Below are 23365 nucleotides of genomic sequence, written 5' to 3' on the forward strand. Positions count from 1 at the left end.
CTAATCCTCCAAATCTTTATTTTGTGCTAAAACCTCTTTAAATAAATCGTTGATTTCATCGTTTGGATCCTGTCCATATTTATTCCGGAAGAAATCTTTAAATAAGCCATAGATATCCTGATCCAGTTTTACCGGCTGCGTATCCTGCTGGGACGCGTTATTTTTAGCTACAACGGGGATAATATGGATAATACCGTCGTGGGATTCGTGTAAGCGCTTTAACTCTGCCGAGCTTATGTAGTTATCACTCACCAAAGTTAGTTCCACCCAAGTGTTGGGGTTGGCATGCAACCAATTTACGGCACTGTCTACATCGGTAAACTGTTTACGGTAAAGCTTGCGGCCCTTGGTTAAGGCAACAGGGGTAACGCGCGCCGCCTGGTTTGGGTATAGGTCTACTAAAACGATATGTTTAGTTTGTCCAGCTTCGGAAAAAGAATACGCCAACGGCGAACTCGAATACAACACAGGAGAATTATGGCCCGCAATATGTTGATAGCGATGTAAATGACCCAGTGCCGTATACTGTATTTGTGGAGGGATAGCGTCAGTGTAGATAATATCAGCATTTCCGATTTTTATCGGTCTTTCCCCTTCGGGTTCCTCCAGTACCTCGCCTGCACGTTGCAACATATACAAGTGCGCGGTAAGCAAATTAACGCCATTTGTATCGCAGTATTTCGATGCCAGGTTTGCCCAGGAATTTTCAAGAACCTTATGCAGTTGTGTAGCTTTATCTGTGATGCCTAAAAACTGTTTAAGGCGTATTTCGTTGGCATATGGCGTGGTTAATAAGCGTACCGGAAAACCGATATGTGGAATTTTAAACTCCAAAAACCCCAAATCAGTATGTGTGATACTAAAGCCATCTTCAATCGATAAGGGGGTTATTGCTGCATTCGGATAGCCGATAAAAATAATGCCACATTCCCTGGCTAAAGGATCAGGTGAATCGATACGGTCAGGAGAATCGTGATTTCCAGCGATAGCGACAACTGGGCGCTTACCATTTTTGGTAAGGCGTTTTAGCGTTTTGTATAGTAATTCGGTGGCCTCTACAGGTGGGTTGAAAGCATCAAAGAGATCACCAGCGACAATAACCATATCAACAGCATGGTAATCAGCAAGCTGACATATTTCATCTAGTACCTCTTTCTGTTCGGTTATCCGATGTGCAAAATCCAACCGTTTACCCAAATGCCAATCCGCGGTATGCAGTAACTTCATAGGATATAAAAATACGGAAAAAATAAAAACTATCGCTTAAAAAACGTCAGCAGGAAGCGATACCTAAGGTGATACCCCTGCAACGCCTCTGCTTAGATGCTTAGGTATGCTTCGATGCCCTTATACGTTAATTCTTTAATGCGTTCATTCGTTCATTCAGCATATCCAGCACATATACCAAGGCGGAAGGCCCCCGAGTTAAAAGCAAAAGGAAAAAAGCAGCGTTAAATTTAGTTTATGGTTATTGTTTTAGGAATACTTTGTCCGTTGTGGCAGGTAATACAGCTAATATTTTGGAGTATCCCCTGATGAGGCATATTGAAGTATTTTTTATTAATCTTGTGGGTCATCTTTATCATACTTCGCGTTACCTCTTTACGCGGATTAGCATCGCTGCTAAAGTCTAAGCCGGCGGCGCCGTTGCTCTGTGCAGCATGGCAGTAATTGCATTTAACTCCCAGCGCACTTGTAAAGCCACGCATGACATGCTCTAAATCCTCCTTCGTTATATCCTTTGGAAGCACTTTTAAATTTTTTGGAGGATCTTTTTTTTCTTCTTGCGTTGTGATTTCAGTAAAGGAACTGATAATACATAACAGGCCACTAATACTGAATAAAGTCAGCATTTGTTTTAAGTTCATCATGGTTCTCTCCTTTAAGTCTATAACAAGTATACAAAATAAAACGATATAGTCATAGCAATGTCATGTAGGATTTCTCTTCTTTTTTTAGTATTTTGGAGCCTTAAAAACTAAACTATTCCAGGATATTAGATTATGCGATCATTATTAGTACTGCTAGCGTTTATTTTAGGGCATGCTTCTAGCTTAAGGGCAGATGTAAAACCTGTGAAGAATAAAACCAAATACGATTTCCTGCTCCGTCTTCCAGACTCGTATTCAGAAAATGGCGACAAAGAGCCTATCCTGGTTTTTTTGCACGGCAAGAGTTTATCCGGAAATAATCTAGACCGCGTAAAGCGTTATGGCGTCTTGTATGCCATGGATAGGGGGCAGGAGGTGCCCGGTATTGTTGTGGCGCCACAAACGGCCAACGGCTGGAAGGCCGATGACGTTATGGAAGTCATAGATTATGTTTTAGAAAATTACAACGCCGACCCTTCGCGCGTTTACGTATGTGGCATGAGTATGGGCGCATACGGCACCCTGGATGTTGCTGGTAAATACCCAGACCGCATTGCAGCAGCGGTTGCCATATGCGGTGGAGGTTTGCTAAAGGATGCTCAAAACCTGGCACAAGTACCCTTATGGATACAGCATGGCAATAGAGACCGCGCTGTTCCGGTATCGGAATCGAAAAAGATTTTTAATGCCATAAAACAATATAATAAAGACGCCGATGCAACGCTAACGATTATACCTGGAGGCACACACGGCAGTGTTGAGCGCCTGTTTCATAGCTCAAAAATCTACGACTGGTTATTTTCGTATAAAAAGTAACCAGCGATACATCTTGCACACAAAAAATAAGGCTGTCTTTCGTTGGAAAGACAGCCTTATTTTTACACTATAAAATTTTTATTTATCGGATAGGCTCTGGTGCTTCCTCATCAAAAAGCGGGAATTCCTTAATAATAGCATACCAAGAAATAATTTTTTTGATATCCGAAGTATACACACGCGATTCATCATGTCCCGGAGCCACCTCACGGAAGAAGTTTCTCAGTGTAGTGCCATCCGCTTTGCTATCTGGTGTATTACCGCCATCGGCTTTAATTTTCTCTAATACATCCAATAAACGGATTTCTTCTTCTTCACCATAGATGGTAATATCTTCAAGCGTAGCCATTTTCGTTGTATTTAAGTTTACAACAGATTTAATTTTGGCCTTATCCAAAGATTCCAAGATAAATCCACCTTTATTTTGTCCAACCAACTTGAACAATCCAGGTTTCCCTGTTACAGATACTAAAGCTCTTAAATTCATAGATATGTTTAGGTATTAATCTTCAATAATTTCAATAGCCAAAATACGGTCGCCTTGACGGATATCATCTACTACGTCAACATTTTCAATCACCTTACCAAAACAAGTATGGTTACGATCTAAATGTGCAGTATTGTTGCGGCTATGGCAAATGAAGAATTGCGAACCACCTGTATTACGGCCAGCATGCGCCATAGATAATACACCGCGGTCATGGTATTGGTTTTCACCTGTTAATTCACAATCGATTTTGTAACCAGGGCCACCCGTTCCAGGCATGCCAGAGGCACCCTCACGGCTGTTAGGACAACCACCTTGAATAACAAAGTCAGGAATAACACGGTGGAAGGAAAGGCCATTATAGTACCCTTCTTTCGCTAATTTCACAAAATTTGCTACTGTATTAGGAGCGTCTGCTGTATAGAATTGTACAGTCATATCGCCTTTTTCTGTCTTAATGATTGCTTTACTCATTTCTAAATAAATTTATTTTGAGGTACAAAGATAACTTTTTTTTGCAAAACTATGCGTTTTAGCTAAATGCCGTCTTGGTTAAAGTTTGTTAACTTATTATTGTTTTTGTAAATTTATGAGCACCAATTATTTACAGTAAGATATTGAAGCCATGGGAAGATTAGTGATTAAAAATTGGGCCGAGTCAGACAGACCCCGAGAGAAATTAGTAGAACAAGGCCGTAGAGCCTTGTCGGATGCAGAGCTATTGGCAATATTGATAAGCTCCGGCTCTACAGATGAGTCTGCCGTAAGTCTATGTCGAAGAATATTAAGCGATGCCAACAACAACCTAAATCAGCTATCAAAAAAAGAAATAACGGAGCTTTGCCGTTACAAAGGCATAGGAAAAGCAAAAGCAATAGCGATTATGGCGGCACTGGAGTTAGGGCGCCGGCGTGATATGCTGGAGGAGCCCGAGAAAGCTGTATTAAATAGCAGCGACAAGGCCTACGCCTACTTTCGCTCCACCATGGTCGATCTGCCCCATGAAGAATTCTGGGTTATCTACCTTAATACCGCATGTAAAGTTATCCAATCCAAATTGATTGGTCGTGGCGGAAACGATTTTACACCCGTAGATTTACGAGTAATATTAGGTTATGCCTTAGAATGCCGTGCGCATGCGATGATTTTGGCACATAACCATCCTTCCGGCAGTTTACACCCCAGTCAAGCAGATAGAACACTGACAAAAAATATTGTACGAGGGGCAAAAGCTGTAGATGTTGCGGTACATGACCACCTTATTTTTACCGATACAGCATACTATAGTTTTCGGGATGCGGAGTTGCTATAATAAAAAAACGCTGCCCTTTAATTAAGGCAGCGTTTTGTTTATTAAATATGTTTACCAACTTCTTGTGCTAAGTCGATAATTTTGTTTGAGTAACCCCATTCGTTATCGTACCAAGAAACCACTTTCACGAAGTTATCGTTTAAAGAAATACCCGCTTTAGCATCAAAGATTGACGTACGTGCATCGCCTAAGAAGTCTGTAGACACAACCTCATCTTCGGTGTAGCCTAAGATACCTTTCAACTCGCCATCAGCAGCCTCTTTCATCGCATTTTTGATGTCTTCGTAAGAAGCACCTTTATCCAAACGTACTGTTAAGTCAACCACAGAAACATCGGCAGTAGGAACGCGTAAAGACATACCTGTTAATTTACCTTTCAATTGAGGCAACACTAAACCAACCGCTTTAGCAGCACCTGTAGATGAAGGGATAATATTTTGGTAAGCACCACGACCACCTCTCCAGTCTTTAACAGAAGGGCCATCAACAGTTTTTTGTGTTGCAGTAACAGCATGTACAGTCGTCATTAAACCCTCAATAATACCAAATTTGTCGTCCAATACCTTAGCAATAGGCGCTAAACAGTTTGTTGTACAAGAAGCATTAGAAACGATGTTTTGGTCTGCTTTTAAATCCTTATGGTTAACACCCATTACGAAAGTAGGGGTATCATCTTTTGCAGGAGCCGACATAATAACTTTTTTCGCACCCGCATCGATATGTTTTTGAGCCGATTCTTGCGTTAAGAAAAGACCTGTAGACTCGATAACAACCTCCGCACCAACTTCATTCCACTTTAAGTTTGCAGGATCTTTTTCAGCTGTTACGCGGATTGTTTTACCGTTAACAACAAGGTTTCCGTCTTTAACTTCTACTGTACCGTCAAATTTACCGTGTGTAGAGTCATACTTCAACATATAAGCCATGTAATCTGGCTCTACAAGATCGTTGATACCAACAACCTCTATATCTGCACGATTTACGGCAGCTCTAAAAGCTAAACGACCAATACGACCAAATCCATTAATTCCAATTTTCATTTTTGTCTTAATTTTTGTTTATGTAATATTTTGTTAAATTCTGTATAGGTTCTTTAACAATAGTTTCAATATTAAGGTGATATTCCTCTGCAATTTCCAGTAAGCAGTCCTTACAGTTCTGTGCCACCGACCCCGTCATATTAATAACCGCATCCGGGTAATTGTCGGCAAGCGGAACAAGGTACGTTTTTACAAACAGTTCGACCCCTCTTTTAATAATCGCCGCCATATAAGGGTCGCTTTTATTGTCAAAAATCAGATCGGCAAAAGAGGTCAAAAAGATATTCGGGTTAGGGCTATTATAAATTCTTTCTAAGATTAATTTACGATCAATCGTATGTTTTTCCAACAGCTTCTCCCGGAATCCCTGCGGCATAGCATCCGTCAGAAAGTCGCGCAATAGCTGCTGAGCCATCCAATTTGTCGATCCCTCATCCGCCAAAATATAGCCTAAGCCATAGTTATTATCGACAATTTTCTTTCCTGTAAAATAAGCAGCATTGCTACCCGAGCCCAAAATACCTACAATACCCTTCTCATCGCCAAAGGTAGCGATTGCCGAGGCATCCAAATCGTGGGAAACCTTAACGCGTGCATTTTTAAAAAAGGAAGAGAAAACATGTACAATTTTATCCTGTCGATCCTTGGAGGAAGCGCCAGCACCGAAGAAGAATATTTTGCGTATACGTTCGGCGTTGTATAATAAATGTATATTTTTATTTAACAGCTGATTGATAAAGTTATCATCTTGGATATAAGAGTTTATTCCCTGAGTTCGAAACCCATGTAATACCTTACCTTTGTCGGCCAAACGCCAATCGGCGTATCTGGATCCAGTGAAAATAACTAAAATCATAGCCCTATTTGTTCATTATATTAGCGATTTCTAAAAGCTCTTCATCCAGCTTAAACTCTTTTTTGCTGAGCGCTTCGGCTAGTGGCGTAGTAATAATCGTGGTGCCACGCATACCAACCGTGGCACAGCTGTTGCCATTTATTAACTCGTGCACAGCCTTATAACCCATACGTGTAGCCAATACGCGGTCGAAGCTACTTGGCGCTCCACCCCGTTGAAGATGGCCTAATATACTAACTTTAATATCTAAGTGCGTAAGTTTTTCTTTTACCTTTTTAGCAACTTCATAAGCACCGCCATTTTGGTCGCCTTCGGCAATAATAACAATCATCGAGCTCTTTTCCCTGGTTTCTGCCAGTTCAAGCTCCTGAATAAGCTCCTCCAGGCCTGTTTCAACCTCGGGCAGTAAGATCGACTCTGCACCACCGCCGACACCGGCATTCAGTGCGATACATCCGGAGTCGCGCCCCATAACCTCCACAAAAAAGACACGGCTATGTGACGATGCTGTATCGCGGATTTTATCAATCGCCTCGATTACGGTATTATTGGCTGTATCATAGCCAAGGGTATAATCCGAACCATACAAATCGTTGTCGATAGTACCCGGAATACACATTACCGGAATATCGTACTCCTCAGAGAATAACTTTGCTCCCGTGAAAGTACCATCACCACCAATGGCGACAAGTGCATCAATCCCTTGCGCTTTAATATTCTCGTACGCGATTTTTCTACCCTCAGGGGTTCTAAATTCCAAACAGCGAGCCGACTTTAAGACGGTACCGCCTTTTTGAATAATGGAACTTACCGTACGGCGGTTCATGGGGATAAAATCACCATCAATCATGCCCTGATATCCGCGGTAAATTCCTACTACTTCTAAGTTTTCATATATGGCAGTTCTTACTACCGCACGGATTGCGGCATTCATTCCTGGCGCATCGCCTCCTGATGTAAAAACTCCGATTTTTGTTACGTTTTTCAAATCTGTCTAATTTTAGGCAATACGAATATAGTGTGTATTTTTTACACTAATAAACTTTTAGATCAATTTTTTTGTTTATTTTACATTTTTTAAGCAATATTGCTTATTGATCAACTAAAAAGTTACTTACGTAAATCTAAAGCTTGTGTTATCATTTTTTACTGTAGACTGTGTTATTTTTACTTTTCATGAAGGGGCGCTAAAGATATTATTAGCCGAGCGTAACGAGTATCCATACAAAGATTGGTGGGCGCTGCCGGGCTTCTTTGTAGAGAAAGAAGAGGAGATGGAAGATGCAGTAAAACGGATATCCTATGAGCATACCGGTCTTAAAGATATATACCTGGAGCAGCTGGCAGCTTTTGCGGGTTTGAAGCGTCATCCTGAAGGTCGCGTGCTTACTGTAGCCTATATGGCGCTGGTGCGTTACGAGGATGTAAAGAATAAAATTAAACCTGTTACCAACTATATGAAACAGGTGAAATGGTTTGATGTCTCCAAGATGCCTGCCTTAGCCTTTGATCACGGTAATATTCTGAGTTTAAGTTTACGGAAATTTAAAACCAGCCTCCATTACTCCCTAGCACCCTTTGAGCTTTTACCCGAAAAGTTTACCCTAACACAGCTTCAGCAGGTGTATGAAGCCATTCTTGGCGAACCATTGGATAAGCGTAATTTTAGAAAGCGTATCAGTAATTTAGGGTATCTGAAAGAACTCAATGAATTTCAGACCGGTGTTTCCTACCGTGCAGCACGTTTATATAAATTAGATAAACGGAAATTTCAAAAACTATTTTCTTAATTATTAGTTTCTTACATATGACTTTTTTGTCATAGTACTGTTTTATTTCAATAAAACTTGTTTAACATACGCTTCATTTTGTACTTTTGAACTTTAATTAATAAAAGTCAAAAGGTAAAACAGGCAGATGGACAAGAGAAAAGAGGAAATTATTGAGGTTGCTTTGAAGCGGTTTAGTCATTATGGTTTTAGCAAAACTACCATGAATGAAATTGCAGAAGATTTACATATTACAAAAGCTAATCTATATTATTACTATCAAGATAAATCAGCCTTAATCAAAGATTCAATATATGTTGTAGGCAAGGCATTGTATGCTGCGGAGGAGGAGATACTATCCAACTACTCCGGAGATTTTATGGATACCGTGTTTAAGTCTTTGGAGTTGCGTGCAAGTTTTATGCGGCGGTATTATATGCTGCATATAAACGAAAACTTGGAGTGGATAAAAGGCGTTGATATTGCACAAGTTATGGAAGAATTCCTACAGCGGGATATACAAGTGGTAAAACGATTCTTTACCCTGGCAGTGGAGGCAGGCGATCTGGTGCTCGAGGATATCGAAGAGGCAAGTATTGCCTACGTTGAAATTAGTAAGAGCATTAGTTTTATGCATAACGCTCAGGATATTATTACCGGTATTCCCAATAAAGATAATGTTACCCGAATTCTGGAAAGTCAGAAACGTGCAGCACAGTTAATATTTGAAAAACGAATCGTTACACACACTAAATAAATGAAAAGAATAAAAATTATAGGCTTTTTAGCTGCTGGCCTATTTGCATTTTTTAATGCAAGTGCGCAAGAGGTACTAACCCTACAACAGGCTATAAAATTTGCGCTCGAAAATAAAGCAGACGCAAAAAAAGCGAGCTTGGATCTGGAGAATTCGCAGTATAAAATCGATGAGGTTAGATCGGGTGCATTGCCACATCTTACCGGTGTCGGTACGTTAACCTACAATCCGATGTTACAAAAGGTTGCCCTTCCAGGTGAATTGGCAGGTATGCCAGGCCAAACCTTATTGGTTGCGATGGGGCAAAAGTGGCAATCAAACGGTGCTTTACAAGTCAACCAGCAGATTTTTAATCAATCCCTATTTACCGGCCTTAAAGCTGCAAAAACAACAAGAGAGTTTTATGTGCTAAACAAGGATATGACCGATGAGCAACTGATTGAAAAAATTGCAACCGCATATTACGATGTATTTCAAACCAAGTTACAGGTAGAGACCATTGATATTAACCTAAACAATACCATAAAAACCAGAGATGTAATCGAAGGCTTGGTAAAGGCTGGGTTAGGGAAGAAAATTGATTTGGATCGTACTAATGTGGCGATAAACAACTTAAAGGCTAACCGCCAGATTGCATTAAATGCCTTGGAGTTAAGGGAGAATGCATTGAAGTTTGCCGTGGGGATGCCCATTGAGGAAAATATCGCCTTGCCGAAGGAAACATTCGCTATAAATCCGGCCGTTGCGGTATTGGAAACAACAAATTTAGAGGGGCGCACAGAGGTGAAGGTTTTAAATAAGCAACTGGAGCTTTTGGAGTTAAATAAAAAAGCCATGTCGGCAGATTATTACCCTACACTTTCCTTTTCCGGAAATTACGGGTACTTAGGTATGGGGCCATCGTTTCCGATATTTTCGGCCGATAAAGCGGTTAAATGGTCTGGTTTTTCGGGCTTAAGTTTAAACCTATCGGTTCCTATATTTAATGGTGGTTTAACAAGGTCGAAAATTAACCAGGCGAATATTCAGATTAAAACGGCAAAAGTTGATTTAGACAATACCAAGCTGGCCTTAAGTTTAGGCAACGAAAATGCGCGTGCGCAGATTAAAAACTCCTTATTAACGATAAACAATAATAAGGAAAATGTTAAGCTGGCTAAAGAGGTGTTAAGTGACACCGAAAATAACTATAAAAATGGTTTGGCCACATTAACGGAGCTTCTAGATGCCGAGCGGGCGTATGCGGATGCGCAGAATAACTTAAATACGGCGCTATTAAATTATAAGGTTGCCGAGGTACAGTTGATCAAGGCAAAAGGGGAATTAAAAACTTTAGTAAACGAAAAATAATCTATTCACACAATATGAAACGAGTAATTATAACTGTAGTAATTATTGCAGCTACCCTGGGTGGTATTTTCTACATTTTAAATAAGAACAAAACAAAAAATGACGCCCTGACACAGGAGGCAGCAAAGACCAATACTTTTGTAGCGGTTCGTGTAGATACAGTGCGTAGTGAGGCTATAAATGTGGCGTATATCGCCAACGGAACTTTCGAGCCTAAACAGGAGGTAACGGTATCGGCAGAAACTGCAGGTCGTGTTGTCCGTGTTTTGGTGCAAGAAGGTACACAAGTGAGTGCAGGCCAGACTTTGGCTGTCATTGAAGGCGATAAGCTCAATGTAAACGTGGTTAATGCGCAAGCGAACTACGACAATGCCCTATCGACAGTACAGCGTTTTGAAAGCGCATATTCTAGCGGTGGTGTAACCTTGCAACAGTTGGATCAAGCGAAGTTACAGCTTGAAAATGCAAAAAATAACTTAAGGTCAGCAAAACTTACGGCAGGAGATATCACCATTAAAACCTCGGTTAGTGGAGTTGTAAATACCCGTAAAATTGAACCTGGAACGTATGTAAGTCCGGGTACACCTGCCTTTGATATCGTGAATGTCAGCACGCTGAAGTTGCGCGTTAATGTAGACGAGAAAAATGTGGCGGTATTGCGTGTCGGACAGACGGTAAATGTTTCAGCATCGGTGTACAGCGATAAAAATTATACCGGAAAAATTACTTTTATCGCTCCCAAATCGGATGGTAGCTTAAATTTTCCTGTAGAAATTGAGGTGCCAAACCCAGGAAGCAGCGGCCTGCGTGCGGGTATGTACGGTACGGCAAATTTTGATGCTTCAACCGCGGCAAATCTTTTGGTTGTGCCACGTACCGCTTTTGTAGGTTCGGTGAGTGATAATAAAGTGTTTGTTGCTAAAAACGGTAAAGCAGTAGCCGTTACAGCAGTATCGGGTAGAAGTTTTGGTGATAACATCGAAGTGATATCGGGTTTAACTGCCGGTGATCTGGTTATTATCTCAGGACAAATAAACTTATTAGATCAAACGCCAATCGAAATTATTAAATAAGATTGGACAATTATAGCGTATGAAAATTTCTGAAATTTCGATAAAGCGTCCGAGTATCATTCTGGTACTTTTTATCATATTGACCTTGGGCGGTCTTTTCTCGTACAAACAAATGGGGTACGAGTTGATTCCAAAGTTTGAAGTTAACGTCATTACGGTGCAGACGATTTATCCGGGGGCTTCGCCTACCGAGGTGGAAACTACCGTAACGAAAAAAATTGAAGATGCCGTAGCATCGTTGGAGTCGGTGAAGAAAATTGAGTCTACATCGATGGAAAATGTGTCTGTTGTAGTTATTACACTGAACAATGGTGCCGATGTAAATTTCCTGCTTACCGATGCGCAGCGTAAAATAAATGCTGTTATCAACGATTTGCCGGATGATGCCAAAACACCATCTTTAAATAAATTCTCCTTGGATGATGTGGCAATTATGAGTTTAGCCGCTACCTCATCCCTCTCTGAAAAAGAGCTGTACGATTTGTTGGATACTAAAATTCAGCCTGTTTTTGCACGTATAAACGGGGTGGCAAAAGTAGATATGATCGGCGGCGAGGAGCGGGAGATTCAGGTGAAGGTAGATCCCGATAAACTGCAAGGGTATGGCCTGTCCTTAAGTACAGTACAGCAGGTAATAGGTGCTTCCAACATGGATTTCCCTACAGGTAATGTGGCCTCGCGGGATAGCCGTACCACCATCCGCCTGGCGGGTAAAGTGCAGTCTATCGAAGAGCTGCGTAACCTTCCTATTACTACCCCTAAGGGTGTAATTGTCTTCCTTAAAGATGTTGCGGATGTGCAAGATGGTATTGCCGAGGTAGAAAAAATTGCCCGTTTAGATCGGCAGAATACAATTTTATTGCAGGTCTTTAAGCAGTCTGATGCCAATGCAGTTGCAGTATCTGAGTTGGTGAAAAAGACAGTAGAAGAGATTGAGCGCGACTATAAAGATCAGAATGTTAAAATTTTGGTTGCCAACGACTCTTCGGATTATACATTAACGGCTGCCGACAATGTTATCCACGATTTAATGATTGCCATTGGTCTGGTAGGGTTTATTATGCTATTCTTCTTACACAGTTTGCGGAATGCAGCGATTACAATGGTGGCGATTCCGTTGTCTTTGGTAGCTACATTTATCGGGCTCTATTTTATGGGGTATACCCTAAACCTGATGTCCTTACTTGGTCTATCGTTGGTGGTAGGTATCTTGGTGGATGATGCTATTGTGGTAATCGAAAATATTCACCGCCATATGGAGATGGGTAAAAATAAAGTTCGGGCAGCCTATGATGGGGCATCCGAAATTGGTTTTACCGTAACAGCAATTACCTTGGTTATTGTGGTTGTGTTTTTGCCAATCGCTATGGCCAATGGTTTGGTAGCAAATATCTTGGCGCAGTTCTGTGTTACGGTTATTATTTCGACTTTATTGTCTTTATTGGTGTCCTTTACTATTGTCCCTTGGTTGTATTCCCGTTTTGGACGTTTAGAGCATATCAATAAGCATTCCTTTTTTGGAAAAATAATCCATGGCTTCGAAGCTGGCCTGGATGCCTTTACGCATGGTATTTCTAATATCCTTAAATGGGCTTTAGGAAACCGTTGGAATATGCTGTGGACCTTATTGCTATCGCTGGTGCTGTTTGTTGGGTCTGTAGCGCTGGTGCCTGCAGGATATATCGGAACAGACTTTTTCCCGGCCAGTGATCGTGGTGAGTTCTTTTTGCAGTTTGAGCTGGAGAAAGATGCTTCCTTAGAGAAGACCAACTTTATGGTGCAGAAGGCCGAGAAGTTTTTGTCGGAAAAACCGGAGATCGATAAGTTGATTACTACGGTAGGGCAGTCTTCCGACGGTATGAATACCGTAACAGGATCGCGCTATAAGGCCGAGATACATGTTATCCTGAAGAAAGAATTTAAGCATAATGTAAACTCTAAAGTATTCTCTGCGGGGCTGAGTAATCAGTTGATGCAGGAATTAGTAGGTGCGAAAGTTAAGTCGGTGAATGTGGGCCCTATGGGGGCAGAGCAAGCGCCATTGAAGCTTACGGTAATCGCGCCGTCGGTAGAGGAGGCGCAGGAGTTTGCCGAGCAGGCAGCAGACTTATTGCGTGCTGTGCCGGGAGCAAAAGACGTGAAGTTGACCTCAGAGTCTGGGAACCCGGAAATCTCGGTTAAGGTAGACCGCGAGAAAATGACATCTTTAGGTTTAAGTGTGGCTACCGTAGGTACGACTATGCAAACGGCATTTTCCGGAAATACGGATAATAAGTTTAGAGCCGGAGATAACGAGTATGATATTAATATTCAGTTTGATGATAAAGGACGTGCCAACCTGAACGATGTGCGTAACCTGAAGTTTATCAATAGCAGCGGACAGGCAATTTCGTTGGAGCAGTTTGCGGAGGTGGCGTACAGCTCGGGGCCGACGTTGTTGGAGCGCCGCGATAAATCGCCAGCGGTATCGGTGCAAGGTAACGTTGTTGGTCGTCCGGCAGGTACCGTAGCACAAGATTGGGAGAAGAGGTTTGACGAGATTAAGGCAAAGCCTGGTGTATCTTATGTTTGGGGCGGTAATATGGAAAACCAACAGGAAGGTTTTGGTACCTTAGGTGTGGCGTTATTGGCTTCTATTATTTTGGTATACCTGGTGATGGTTGCTTTATACGACAACTTTGCAACGCCGTTTGTGGTATTGTTCTCCATTCCATTGTCGTTTATCGGTGCGTTGTTGTTATTGGCATTAACCAACCAATCGCTAAATATCTTCACGATCTTAGGTATTATTATGCTGATCGGATTGGTAGCAAAGAATGCCATTATGCTGGTCGACTTTGCCAACCATAGACGTGAAGAGGGGATGGGTACGCACGACGCCTTGGTTGCGGCAAACCACGCCCGTCTACGCCCCATTTTGATGACAACCATTGCGATGGTGTTTGGTATGATTCCGATTGCTTTGGCAACAGGCGATGGTGCCGACATGAACCGTGGTATTGCTATTGTAATTATTGGTGGTTTGTTGTCGTCGATGTTTTTAACCCTTGTGGTGGTGCCAGTCGTTTATGCCATTATCGATGGTATACAACGTAGGTTACGTAGAGGTGAGCCTACAAATTACGCCGAAGAGATGGTTGCCGACTACGAACCCAACGCAGATTATGTCGAAAAACATTAAGCGTTACATGTAATTTTAAGCAGCAGGAAGGCGCATATTTCGCTTTATGCATTTTTAGCTCTTCTGCTGCTTAAAATCTTATTCCTGATTGTTAGTGGGTTAGGATTTATAGTGAAAAAAAGTGCAATATTTTTTGTGAGTTTATAAATCTTGTTCTATATTTGCATCACCAAAACGGAAGAGGCTATATCCCGGAAGTGATGGTTGCCGCGCTCATAGCTTAATTGGATAGAGCACCTGACTACGGATCAGGAGGTTAGGGGTTCGACTCCCTTTGAGCGCACTTAGTTAACTGAAAAGCCTAATTCTTGAACCAGGATTAGGCTTTTATTTTTCACTGTAAATTTACTCAACACTATGCTAAACCTTGTTTTATTCGGTCCTCCAGGAGCAGGAAAAGGTACGCAATCGGAGAAGCTGATTGAAAAGTATAACCTTGTACATATCTCTACCGGAGATCTTTTCCGTGCACATATTAAAGGGCAGACCGAATTGGGACAGCAGGTTAGTCAGCTGATCGCTGATGGTAACCTCGTTCCAGATTCAATAACGATTGCAATGTTGGAGGAAGAAATTAAAAGAAACCCCGATGCAACGGGTTTTATTTTTGATGGTTTCCCTCGTACGGTAGCGCAAGCGGAGTCTCTGGATAAGTTCTTAACAGACAATAATACCGCTATCACCGGAGTTATTGCTTTGGATGTTAATGAAGAGGAGTTGACACAGCGTATCGCTAAACGTCAGGAAATAACAGGTCGTGCGGATGATGCTGCCGATAAATTGAAAAAACGTATTGAAGAGTATTTTGGTAAAACAATTCATGTATTACCGTATTACGAAAGCCAAGGTAAGCTTAGTAAAGTAAATGGTATCGGAGATATCGAAACAATTTTTGCTGAACTTACAGCTGTTATCGACGCTTACTAGTCTTTTAAGAATATAAATAGTAGCTATACGGCTGTATGTACAGTTTATAGCTACTATTTTTGTTCTGTTGGTAGGTATAGATTTTATATTAGTAATTTTTAAATTTTAATTTTTTTTGAACAATGGCTCAGGGGTCTAATTTTGTTGATTATGTTAAAGTGTGTTGTCGTTCGGGGCATGGTGGGGCTGGTTCAGCACATTTGCATCGCGATAAATTTACGGCCAAAGGTGGTCCTGATGGTGGCGATGGTGGTCGTGGTGGGCATATTATCTTAAAAGGGTCTACACAGCACTGGACTTTATTGCACCTTAAATTCAGGAAGCATATTATTGCTGAAGCAGGACAGCCAGGAAGAGCGGCCTTATGCTCGGGGGCAACAGGTAAAGATGAAATTCTAGAGGTGCCATTGGGTACGGTAGCCAAGAACGCCGAAACGGGTGAGGTATTGTTTGAAATTACGGAAGATGGCGAAACTAAAATCTTAACGGAAGGTGGTCGTGGTGGATTAGGAAACTGGCACTTTAAGTCGTCGACACAGCAGACACCACGTTTTGCTCAGCCGGGTTTACCAGGGAAAGAGGAGTGGATAATACTGGAACTTAAGGTGTTGGCGGATGTGGGCTTGGTAGGTTTCCCGAATGCAGGGAAATCCACTTTATTGTCTGTAGTATCTGCTGCAAAGCCGGAAATTGCAAATTATCCTTTTACAACGCTTGTACCGAATTTGGGTATTGTGGGATACCGCGATAACAGATCCTTTGTGATGGCCGATATTCCGGGTATTATCGAAGGAGCATCTCAGGGTAAGGGTTTGGGAATACGTTTCCTACGTCATATTGAACGCAACTCGGTTTTATTGTTTATGGTGCCAGCAGACACGGATCGTACCATTCAGGAGGAGTATGATATCCTATTGAACGAGCTTACCACCTATAACGAAGAGCTGTTGGAAAAACCACGTTTGCTAGCGATTACAAAATCGGATATGCTGGATGAGGAACTGGAGGAGGAGATGAAAGCACAGGTTCCTGCCGATATTCCTTTTGTATTTATCTCGTCTGTTGCTGGTAAAAATATTACCCAGCTTAAAGATATGTTATGGAAAGCGATCAATGCTTAATTTGTAACCAAGAACTGTATTATTGAGGCTGTTTATGTATTGTAAACGGCCTTTTTTGTGCCCTAATGGCGCTGGCTTATAGCCTTATCCTGGTTGTTGCTACTATTCATGTCGCTGTAATGTAAATTCGCATAATGTAGGGTGTTTAAATACTACTATTTTGGTAGATTAGCATTCTTAAATGCCCTATGGGTGATTTTATACATAGCATGACGATGATAAAAAAAATTGTAACTGTAGGATTGAGCGTACTCGTGGGGTTTAACCTTATGGCGCAGCAACCAGCAAAGCACCTTACGCTTAAAACTGGTCGGTGGAATGCCAGCATACTGCGTGCGGATGGCGTGGCTATACCGTTTGAGTTTTTTGTAGACAAAGAGGCAGAAAAGACGGTGCTGTATGTTGTTAATGGCGAAGAGCGTATTAAGACGCCGGATATTGTGCAGGTTAATGACTCTTTACTTATTCAGATGCCCGTTTTTGAGTCCGCTTTTCGGGTCAAGTTGCAGGGGAATAATAGATTATCGGGGGTTTGGATTAAGGGAGGCGCTGATAAGGATTTGCAGATGCCATTTGAGGCCACGGCCGGCAAAGCGCGTTTCGGCAATGCTGTGCCCGCCTCCGGTAGGGTAAGCCATCAGGTGGAAGGGAAGTGGCGTGTAAGCTTCTTACGTAATGGGCAGCCGGATAAGGCGCCTTCGGTAGGCGAATTTACACAAAAGGGTAATGTGGTGCGTGGCGCGGTGCTGACCACAAGTGGTGACTTCCGTTACCTGGATGGTATTATTCAAGGCGATTCGTTAATGCTGTCGACTTTTGATGGTATTCATGCTATGGTTTTTAAAGCTGCTATAAATGGGGATACGCTAAAGGGCAATTTTTATAGTAGCAATGCAGCTGCAACGGTTTGGCAGGCTGTAAAGGATGATTCTGCCCTGGTCGAAGCGCCAATTACTACGGTTAAACCGGGTAGCGATGGTAAGCTTAATTTTAGCTTTACGGATTTGCAGGGCCATACCGTTTCTATGGCTGATGCGCGTTTTAAAAATAAGGTTGTTGTCGTGCAGATTATGGGCTCTTGGTGCCCTAACTGTATGGACGAGATGGCGTATTTTAGCGACTATTATAAAAAAAATAAAGATAGGGGGGTAGAATTTGTGGCGCTGGCTTACGAGCTTTCTACGGATGTGGAACGTTCGAAAAAAAGCCTCGAGAAGTTCGAAAAGCAGTTTGATGTGCAATACCCGATTTTAAATACGGGGGTTACGGTTCGTGATCCGGAGCGTACCGCAAAGACATTGCCTCAGATTACGGATATAAAGGTGTTCCCGACGAGTATTATATTGGACAAAACGGGTACCATACATGAAATAAATACGGCTTTTTATGGGCCAGGTACGGGCTTATATTATGAAAAGTATAAAATGCAATTTGAAAATACCATTAATGCATTGTTGAATTAGCCATTAATGCTGTGTGTTATATCGTAAAACATAAAAAGGGTGTTTAGAGTCGGAATTGGTTTTAAATACCTTTTTTATTTAGGTTTAGGCTGGTTTAGGTTGGTTTAGGCTGATTTAGGTAAGGTTAGCGTTAGGGGTAAATTCTTGTGTTCTCTTGTAACTTGTTAATTTCAATTTATTTGAGGATTTTTGACGAAATGCAGTTTAATAGATGGGAATGGAAACTTACTTCGAATACAGCTACTCCGGATTTGATATCACAACGTTCGATGCACATACGATTCCATTTGCTCCCTTACCCGACACGCGTGATCTAACTTCGATCTATGCGTTGAGTTTGTCTTATGCTGCAGGTCTGTTTAGTAAATCCAACAGCTTATTAGCATATCCGAATGTATCGGTACAGCTTACATCCGGGACCATGGTACTGGCTTGTTCGTGCTACGGCGCTAGCCAAGGACTATGTGTGCATCAGGCAGAGGTTTGGTATGCCCTACTGCAGGTCCCTATGTTTCGTATATTTTTTGATGCTAAAGTGCGCCGTGACTACCTGCTACCATATGCAAAGGATTATGGTATCTGTAATGAGCCGAATCTGGATGCCTATTTCCTGCTGCAGTATAGTGCAAATTCTGTAGCGGTAAAGATGCAGGTAAAGGAGTTGGTGAAGGTCACTAAAGATAGTATACCAGACGTTGTGCTAAACGCAAATCCTCTTTTACCGCCTACGCTGGCGGCAGCATCTTTACATAATAAGGGGACAGAACTCCCTAAACCCCCTAAACCTGCTAAACCTGCTAAATCTACTAAATCCCTTAAACCGCATAAAGTCGTAAAGCAAACCATTCTTGTGTTTGCCCGCCATAAATATTATTCCCACCTTACGGCGCAGCTTATGGAAGCCGAAGTAGGGAAAGATTATAAACTAAAAGGTACCCCCGCAGCCTATGACCCGATCGGCTTGTTGCCTTATACCAGCGATGCCGATAGCATTAAATTTTATGCCGCTTGTATAGCCATGCAGCATCGATTTAGTGAGGATCTTAGCGCGCAAGACATAGCGACGCTCAAGCTTATCGTTAAAAATCCATTGGCCCTGCCGATATATTTTCATGATAAAAATATGAGCGAGAATAAGATTGCTAAAGCTTTGCGGTATACCACAGTTCATTGTGCTGCATTAACACTAAAGCTAACGGTAGTGCAAAAAGACACCTTTTTTGAGGTTACCGGAAGCATATTAATAAACGATATACAGGTCCCGTTGCGTAATGTGTTGCTGCGTTACGACAGCTTTATCGCCTATGCAGGCAACTATTATTTGATTGATAATATATTGCTATTACAAGCGCTGCAGTATCTGAAAAAGCATGATTATATGCTTATTGTTCACGCCTCCAAGTATGCCGAGTTTGAGGAAAGCTTTCTTAATCCGTTAGCGCACTTTATCCATATCGATTATGCCTATATCCATAAGGCTGCGGAGGTTTATCCCATAGCCCAGAATGGGGCCGTGGTAAAAAATATTTACCTGCAGCAGGAGGGCAATTATATTACTATTCTACCCGTTGTACAGTATGGTGCTACCGAGGTACCCGTATACAGCAAGAAACAGGTATTTGATTATGATCCGTTTGGTAACCGTTTTCTGGTGCACCGCGATACTGTACTCGAAGAGCAGCTAACGGCCTTGGTGATGCTGCAGCATCCTGATTTTGAAGAGCAGCTGCAGGAGTTTAGGTATTTCTATCTCCACCATGATCGTTTTTTTGACGACAACTGGTTTTTAGAAGCCTTCGAAGTATGGCGTAATGCTGGAATAGAAATTTTGGGTTATGATACGCTTGATCAAAATAAATGGAATCCCTATAAACCTACGGTTGATATTCAAGTACGTAGTGGCACCGATTGGTTTAGGGTGCATCTTCAGGTGAAATTTGGAGATACTATGGTACGCCTTAAACAGCTGCATAGTGCCATCCGCTATAAACGAAATTTTGTGCTGCTAGATGATGGTAGCCAAGGCCTGTTGCCAGATGTATGGATGGCAAAAATTGCGCAGTACTTCCGCATTGCTTCACTGCAGGAGGATTTTCTCACCATTCCTAAGGTCAACTTTTCGGAGGTGGTTACATTATTTGATAAGGAGCTGCTTTCCAAAGAGGTTTCACATGAAATTGCCCTCCTCCAGGCTAATTTTTTAAGGAAAAAGGATATCCCTGCCGTCGCCGCGCCTGAAGCCTTGCAGGCTACGCTGCGCGACTACCAGCAAGCGGGGTTAAATTGGTTATCTTATTTGGACGATTTGAATTTCGGGGGTTGCCTTGCCGATGATATGGGCTTGGGGAAGACCTTGCAGGTTATAGCCTTGCTGTTGCTGCAGCAGGAAAAAAGAGGAAAACAAACGAGTTTGGTGGTTGTGCCTACTTCACTGCTGTTTAATTGGCAGGACGAGGTTCAGCGTTTTGCACCTTCCCTACAGGTGCTTTTGTACTATGGAAACGGTCGTAAGGAGGTCGGTATGGAGACTTTTAATGCTTATGATATCGTACTTACGAGTTATGGAACCTTGCTTTCGGATATTCGACTTTTAAAAAGTTTTAATTTTAACTACATCATTCTCGACGAAGCACAGGCAATAAAAAACCCCAACTCCGAACGTTATAAAGCAGCGCGGCTGCTGCAGGCCCGCAACAGGCTTGTGCTTACAGGAACACCTATTGAAAACCATCTCCTAGATATCTTCGGTCAGCTATCGTTCGCCTGTCCAGGTTTACTGGGTAATAAGCAGTTTTTTAAAGACACCTATATTACACCCGTAGAGCAGTTTAATTATGGTCCTCGCGCTGTCGAGCTGCAGCAGCGTATACAGCCTTTTGTGTTACGTCGTACAAAAAGAGAGGTCGCCAGGGAGCTACCCCAGAAGACAGAAATGGTGCTATACTGTGTCATGAATGCTGTGCAGCGGCAGGTGTATGATACCTACGAAAAGGAACTCCGTGATTTTATAAACAAGGTGCCCGACTTAGATGTCGCCGAAAATAGACTCCATGTATTGGCGGGGCTAACACGCCTTCGGCAGATATGCAATTCACCATTCCTGCTGAAGGATGGGTATAGTGCTACCGATTCGGTGAAGATCGATGTGCTGCTACAGCAGATTGAAGAAAAAGCATCGGTGCACAAGATATTGGTATTTTCGCAGTTTGTAGGGATGTTAGATCTTATCGCCGATCGCCTTAAGCTCCTAAATATTCCTTTTGCCTACCTACATGGGCAAAGTAAGGATAGAAAGTCTATCGTACAAGATTTTAAAGACAATGCTAAAACGCGCGTATTTCTGATAAGCCTAAAAGCGGGTGGAGTAGGCCTTAATCTTCCTGAAGCTGATTATGTGTTCCTTGTCGACCCCTGGTGGAATCCTGCCGTTGAAAACCAGGCCATCGATCGTAGCCACCGTATCGGTCAGGATAAAAATGTCGTTGTCGTCCGCCTTATCTGCACAGATACTGTAGAAGAAAAAATAATGCTCCTGCAGCAGAAAAAGACATTGTTGGCGCAGGATGTTATCCTCAGCGAGGTCATCAAAGTGCTGTAGCGGCTGCTACCACAGCTTCCTCACCTTACAAATGCCCCTTAAACTACTGTCAGGGCAGTTTTTGTTTTATAGTTTTTTAAAATTATTCTCCTTGCACTTCAGTTAGTTAGCGAAATATTGTTTTTTTTTGTTGCCAGAGTTTTGCATTTATAAACCTTTTTTCTACCTTTGCATCACTCCAAACAAGGAGACATAATTCGAAAAAAAGAATTAGGATTCCGTAGCTCAGCTGGTAGAGCAATACACTTTTAATGTATGGGTCCTGGGTTCGAATCCCAGCGGGATCACAAAATAAAGCAACTCCAAAAGGGTTGCTTTTTTTGTTTCCCTGTGGATGAAGAACCCAAGGGGTTCGATTCGTGAAGGCTCAGGGTGTGTGTTGGGGACTTGCGGGGCTGAGCCAATCCCAGCGGGATCACAAAATAAAGCAACTCCAAAAGGGTTGCTTTTTTTGTTTCCCTGTGGATGAAGAACCCAGGGGGTTCGATTCGTGAAGGCTCAGGGTGTGTGTTGGGGGCTTGCGGGGCTGAGCCAATCCCAGCGGGATCACTTAAGAAATAGTGAAAACTACGTAAAAGCTTTTAAATCAAAATATTGCAAGCTTTTTTGTTTTCTGGAAAATCCTAAATTTTGCCGAAAATCGCATAAAAAAGGTGAGTGATTAGGTTCGTGTTTTAAGGGTTTTTATTACTCACCTAATTTGCGTGTAACTATTTAAAAACTAGTTTAATACCATCTTTAAAACATCTTGATACGTTTAGACTGTAAGGCTACTTTTGCATCGTTGATTCCTATTGTATTTTATCTGCGATGCAGCTCTTGTCCGAAGATCGGACTCGGGTTGTTTACCTTAAATCAGTTTACGATGAAAACTAATTTCAGCATGCTATTCTATATGAAGCGGCAAAAAAATTATCAGTCTGGGGAAGCCCCTATTTACCTGCGTATTACCGTAGCAGGAAAACGTACAGAAATTTCGACAGGTTGTAAATGCCTTCCTAATCGCTGGAATGTTAAATCTGGTCGCCAAATCGGAACCAAGGAAGATGTAAAACATTTCAATAAAGCTCTAGACGACATGAAGGCTAAAGTTTATGAAGCTTATAGAACCCTGTCGAATAAAAAAACAAAGATTACCACTGAATCGTTGAAGACTGCCTTTCTTGGAAAGGACATAGTAACACATAGCTTAATGGAGGTCATAAAGCTTCATAACGATAAAATAAGGGCTTTAATTGGTATTGAATACGCTAGTGGAACACTGAAGAGGTTTCTTGTCTTAGAAAGGCATGTGCAGGCTTTTCTACTTGCTAAATTCAACTATACTGATATCGACATTAAAGACGTTGATCAAAGCTTTATCAGTGATTTTGAACTTTACCTCCGCACCGAAAACAGCTGCGCCAATAATACGGCGGTAAAGTACCTTAAAAACCTTAGTAAAATCATACGTATAGCTCTAAGTATGGACTGGATAGATAAAGACCCTATGTTTGGCTATAAGATGCGTACAAAGCCTGTAGAGCGTCCATTTCTTTCCGAAGAAGAACTTAGCACTATAGTGACGAAAGAATTTGCTACAGAGAGGTTATCACAGGTTCGGGATATTTTTATTTTCTGCTGCTTTACGGGTTTAGCCTACTCCGATGTAGAGAAGTTGAAAGTTACAGATGTTTTTAAGGGGATTGATGGAACGGATTGGCTCTCTATTAACCGTACCAAAACAGGAACACTTAGCACCTAA

19 protein-coding genes and 2 tRNA genes are annotated in these 23365 nt (G+C 41.9%); 14 read left to right on the forward strand and 7 right to left on the reverse strand.

Translation table 11 applies throughout. From position 1 onward, the window contains the following. Both ACL9RF_RS00740 and ACL9RF_RS00745 read right to left on the reverse strand, forming a co-directional pair. A complete protein-coding gene (locus ACL9RF_RS00740; protein ID WP_422798682.1) occupies positions 1–1227 on the reverse strand; it encodes a metallophosphoesterase family protein in 1227 nt (408 codons plus the stop codon). A 230-nt stretch (positions 1228–1457) separates the two neighbouring features. Further along, the gene (locus ACL9RF_RS00745) at positions 1458–1871 is read right to left on the reverse strand and encodes a c-type cytochrome (protein ID WP_422798683.1); all 414 of its coding nucleotides are present in this window, start codon (positions 1869–1871) and stop codon (positions 1458–1460) included. 132 nt (positions 1872–2003) lie between these two features. Here ACL9RF_RS00745 and ACL9RF_RS00750 point away from each other — a divergent pair, with 132 nt between their 5' ends. Next, complete coding sequence (locus ACL9RF_RS00750) at positions 2004–2687, forward strand: prolyl oligopeptidase family serine peptidase (RefSeq protein WP_422798684.1); 684 nt, start codon at positions 2004–2006, stop codon at positions 2685–2687. 82 nt (positions 2688–2769) lie between these two features. Here the strand turns inward: ACL9RF_RS00750 and ACL9RF_RS00755 are convergent, their stop codons facing one another. Then, the gene (locus tag ACL9RF_RS00755; protein WP_422798685.1) at positions 2770–3174 is read right to left on the reverse strand and encodes a DUF5606 domain-containing protein; all 405 of its coding nucleotides are present in this window, start codon (positions 3172–3174) and stop codon (positions 2770–2772) included. A gap of 15 nt (positions 3175–3189) precedes the next feature. Next, the gene (locus tag ACL9RF_RS00760; protein ID WP_422798686.1) at positions 3190–3648 is read right to left on the reverse strand and encodes a peptidylprolyl isomerase; all 459 of its coding nucleotides are present in this window, start codon (positions 3646–3648) and stop codon (positions 3190–3192) included. A gap of 151 nt (positions 3649–3799) precedes the next feature. Between ACL9RF_RS00760 and radC the strand changes: the two genes are divergently transcribed. Next, positions 3800–4486 (forward strand): RadC family protein, encoded by a 687-nt coding sequence (gene radC / locus ACL9RF_RS00765; protein WP_422798687.1) that lies wholly within the window; start codon positions 3800–3802, stop codon positions 4484–4486. 41 nt (positions 4487–4527) lie between these two features. Here the strand turns inward: radC and gap are convergent, their stop codons facing one another. From gap to pfkA, 3 genes are read right to left on the reverse strand one after another with little or no spacing between them, the layout of a single operon-like run. Further along, positions 4528–5526, reverse strand: a complete 999-nt coding sequence (gene gap, locus ACL9RF_RS00770) for a type I glyceraldehyde-3-phosphate dehydrogenase (RefSeq protein WP_422798688.1) — start codon at positions 5524–5526, stop codon at positions 4528–4530. Between the two features lie 7 nt (positions 5527–5533). After that, positions 5534–6382 (reverse strand): hypothetical protein, encoded by an 849-nt coding sequence (locus ACL9RF_RS00775; RefSeq protein WP_422798689.1) that lies wholly within the window; start codon positions 6380–6382, stop codon positions 5534–5536. Positions 6383–6386: 4 nt separating this feature from the next. Continuing rightward, positions 6387–7370 (reverse strand): 6-phosphofructokinase, encoded by a 984-nt coding sequence (gene pfkA, locus ACL9RF_RS00780; RefSeq protein ID WP_422798690.1) that lies wholly within the window; start codon positions 7368–7370, stop codon positions 6387–6389. 145 nt (positions 7371–7515) lie between these two features. Here pfkA and ACL9RF_RS00785 point away from each other — a divergent pair, with 145 nt between their 5' ends. The 12 genes from ACL9RF_RS00785 to ACL9RF_RS00840 all read left to right on the forward strand — a co-directional run bounded on the left by ACL9RF_RS00785 (position 7516) and on the right by ACL9RF_RS00840 (position 23365). Beyond that, positions 7516–8172, forward strand: a complete 657-nt coding sequence (locus tag ACL9RF_RS00785) for an NrtR DNA-binding winged helix domain-containing protein (protein ID WP_422798691.1) — start codon at positions 7516–7518, stop codon at positions 8170–8172. Between the two features lie 127 nt (positions 8173–8299). Next, positions 8300–8908 (forward strand): TetR/AcrR family transcriptional regulator, encoded by a 609-nt coding sequence (locus ACL9RF_RS00790; RefSeq protein ID WP_422798692.1) that lies wholly within the window; start codon positions 8300–8302, stop codon positions 8906–8908. Continuing rightward, on the forward strand, positions 8909–10258 hold the full coding sequence (locus tag ACL9RF_RS00795; protein ID WP_422798693.1) for a TolC family protein: 1350 nt from the start codon (positions 8909–8911) through the stop codon (positions 10256–10258). It begins immediately after the preceding gene. Between the two features lie 14 nt (positions 10259–10272). Next, entirely contained in the window at positions 10273–11331 is a 1059-nt protein-coding gene (locus tag ACL9RF_RS00800; protein ID WP_422798694.1) for an efflux RND transporter periplasmic adaptor subunit, read from the forward strand. Between the two features lie 19 nt (positions 11332–11350). Next, on the forward strand, positions 11351–14512 hold the full coding sequence (locus ACL9RF_RS00805) for an efflux RND transporter permease subunit (RefSeq protein ID WP_422798695.1): 3162 nt from the start codon (positions 11351–11353) through the stop codon (positions 14510–14512). Between the two features lie 209 nt (positions 14513–14721). Then, a tRNA-Arg gene (locus ACL9RF_RS00810) sits at positions 14722–14795 on the forward strand. 74 nt (positions 14796–14869) lie between these two features. Continuing rightward, a complete protein-coding gene (locus ACL9RF_RS00815; RefSeq protein ID WP_422798696.1) occupies positions 14870–15439 on the forward strand; it encodes an adenylate kinase in 570 nt (189 codons plus the stop codon). Between the two features lie 122 nt (positions 15440–15561). Then, positions 15562–16560: a GTPase ObgE gene (gene obgE, locus ACL9RF_RS00820; RefSeq protein WP_422798697.1), complete on the forward strand. Its 999-nt coding sequence runs from the start codon at positions 15562–15564 to the stop codon at positions 16558–16560. A 215-nt stretch (positions 16561–16775) separates the two neighbouring features. Further along, positions 16776–18023: a peroxiredoxin family protein gene (locus ACL9RF_RS00825; RefSeq protein ID WP_422798698.1), complete on the forward strand. Its 1248-nt coding sequence runs from the start codon at positions 16776–16778 to the stop codon at positions 18021–18023. Between the two features lie 217 nt (positions 18024–18240). Continuing rightward, on the forward strand, positions 18241–21621 hold the full coding sequence (locus ACL9RF_RS00830) for a DEAD/DEAH box helicase (RefSeq protein ID WP_422798699.1): 3381 nt from the start codon (positions 18241–18243) through the stop codon (positions 21619–21621). A gap of 214 nt (positions 21622–21835) precedes the next feature. Then, a tRNA-Lys gene (locus tag ACL9RF_RS00835) sits at positions 21836–21908 on the forward strand. A gap of 578 nt (positions 21909–22486) precedes the next feature. Further along, complete coding sequence (locus tag ACL9RF_RS00840; RefSeq protein WP_422798700.1) at positions 22487–23365, forward strand: phage integrase SAM-like domain-containing protein; 879 nt, start codon at positions 22487–22489, stop codon at positions 23363–23365.

The sequence above is a fragment of the Sphingobacterium sp. Mn56C genome (assembly GCF_049319645.1).
Taxonomy (GTDB): Bacteria; Bacteroidota; Bacteroidia; order Sphingobacteriales; family Sphingobacteriaceae; genus Sphingobacterium.

Coding starts and splice junctions, on each gene's coding strand:
- ACL9RF_RS00740 (WP_422798682.1), bottom strand. CDS start 1,227: ATGAAGTTACTGCATACCGCGGATTGGCATTTGGGTAAACGGTTGGAT.
- ACL9RF_RS00745 (WP_422798683.1), bottom strand. CDS start 1,871: ATGATGAACTTAAAACAAATGCTGACTTTATTCAGTATTAGTGGCCTG.
- ACL9RF_RS00750 (WP_422798684.1), top strand. CDS start 2,004: ATGCGATCATTATTAGTACTGCTAGCGTTTATTTTAGGGCATGCTTCT.
- ACL9RF_RS00755 (WP_422798685.1), bottom strand. CDS start 3,174: ATGAATTTAAGAGCTTTAGTATCTGTAACAGGGAAACCTGGATTGTTC.
- ACL9RF_RS00760 (WP_422798686.1), bottom strand. CDS start 3,648: ATGAGTAAAGCAATCATTAAGACAGAAAAAGGCGATATGACTGTACAA.
- radC (WP_422798687.1), top strand. CDS start 3,800: ATGGGAAGATTAGTGATTAAAAATTGGGCCGAGTCAGACAGACCCCGA.
- gap (WP_422798688.1), bottom strand. CDS start 5,526: ATGAAAATTGGAATTAATGGATTTGGTCGTATTGGTCGTTTAGCTTTT.
- ACL9RF_RS00775 (WP_422798689.1), bottom strand. CDS start 6,382: ATGATTTTAGTTATTTTCACTGGATCCAGATACGCCGATTGGCGTTTG.
- ACL9RF_RS00790 (WP_422798692.1), top strand. CDS start 8,300: ATGGACAAGAGAAAAGAGGAAATTATTGAGGTTGCTTTGAAGCGGTTT.
- ACL9RF_RS00795 (WP_422798693.1), top strand. CDS start 8,909: ATGAAAAGAATAAAAATTATAGGCTTTTTAGCTGCTGGCCTATTTGCA.
- ACL9RF_RS00800 (WP_422798694.1), top strand. CDS start 10,273: ATGAAACGAGTAATTATAACTGTAGTAATTATTGCAGCTACCCTGGGT.
- ACL9RF_RS00805 (WP_422798695.1), top strand. CDS start 11,351: ATGAAAATTTCTGAAATTTCGATAAAGCGTCCGAGTATCATTCTGGTA.
- ACL9RF_RS00815 (WP_422798696.1), top strand. CDS start 14,870: ATGCTAAACCTTGTTTTATTCGGTCCTCCAGGAGCAGGAAAAGGTACG.
- obgE (WP_422798697.1), top strand. CDS start 15,562: ATGGCTCAGGGGTCTAATTTTGTTGATTATGTTAAAGTGTGTTGTCGT.
- ACL9RF_RS00825 (WP_422798698.1), top strand. CDS start 16,776: ATGATAAAAAAAATTGTAACTGTAGGATTGAGCGTACTCGTGGGGTTT.
- ACL9RF_RS00830 (WP_422798699.1), top strand. CDS start 18,241: ATGGAAACTTACTTCGAATACAGCTACTCCGGATTTGATATCACAACG.
- ACL9RF_RS00840 (WP_422798700.1), top strand. CDS start 22,487: ATGAAAACTAATTTCAGCATGCTATTCTATATGAAGCGGCAAAAAAAT.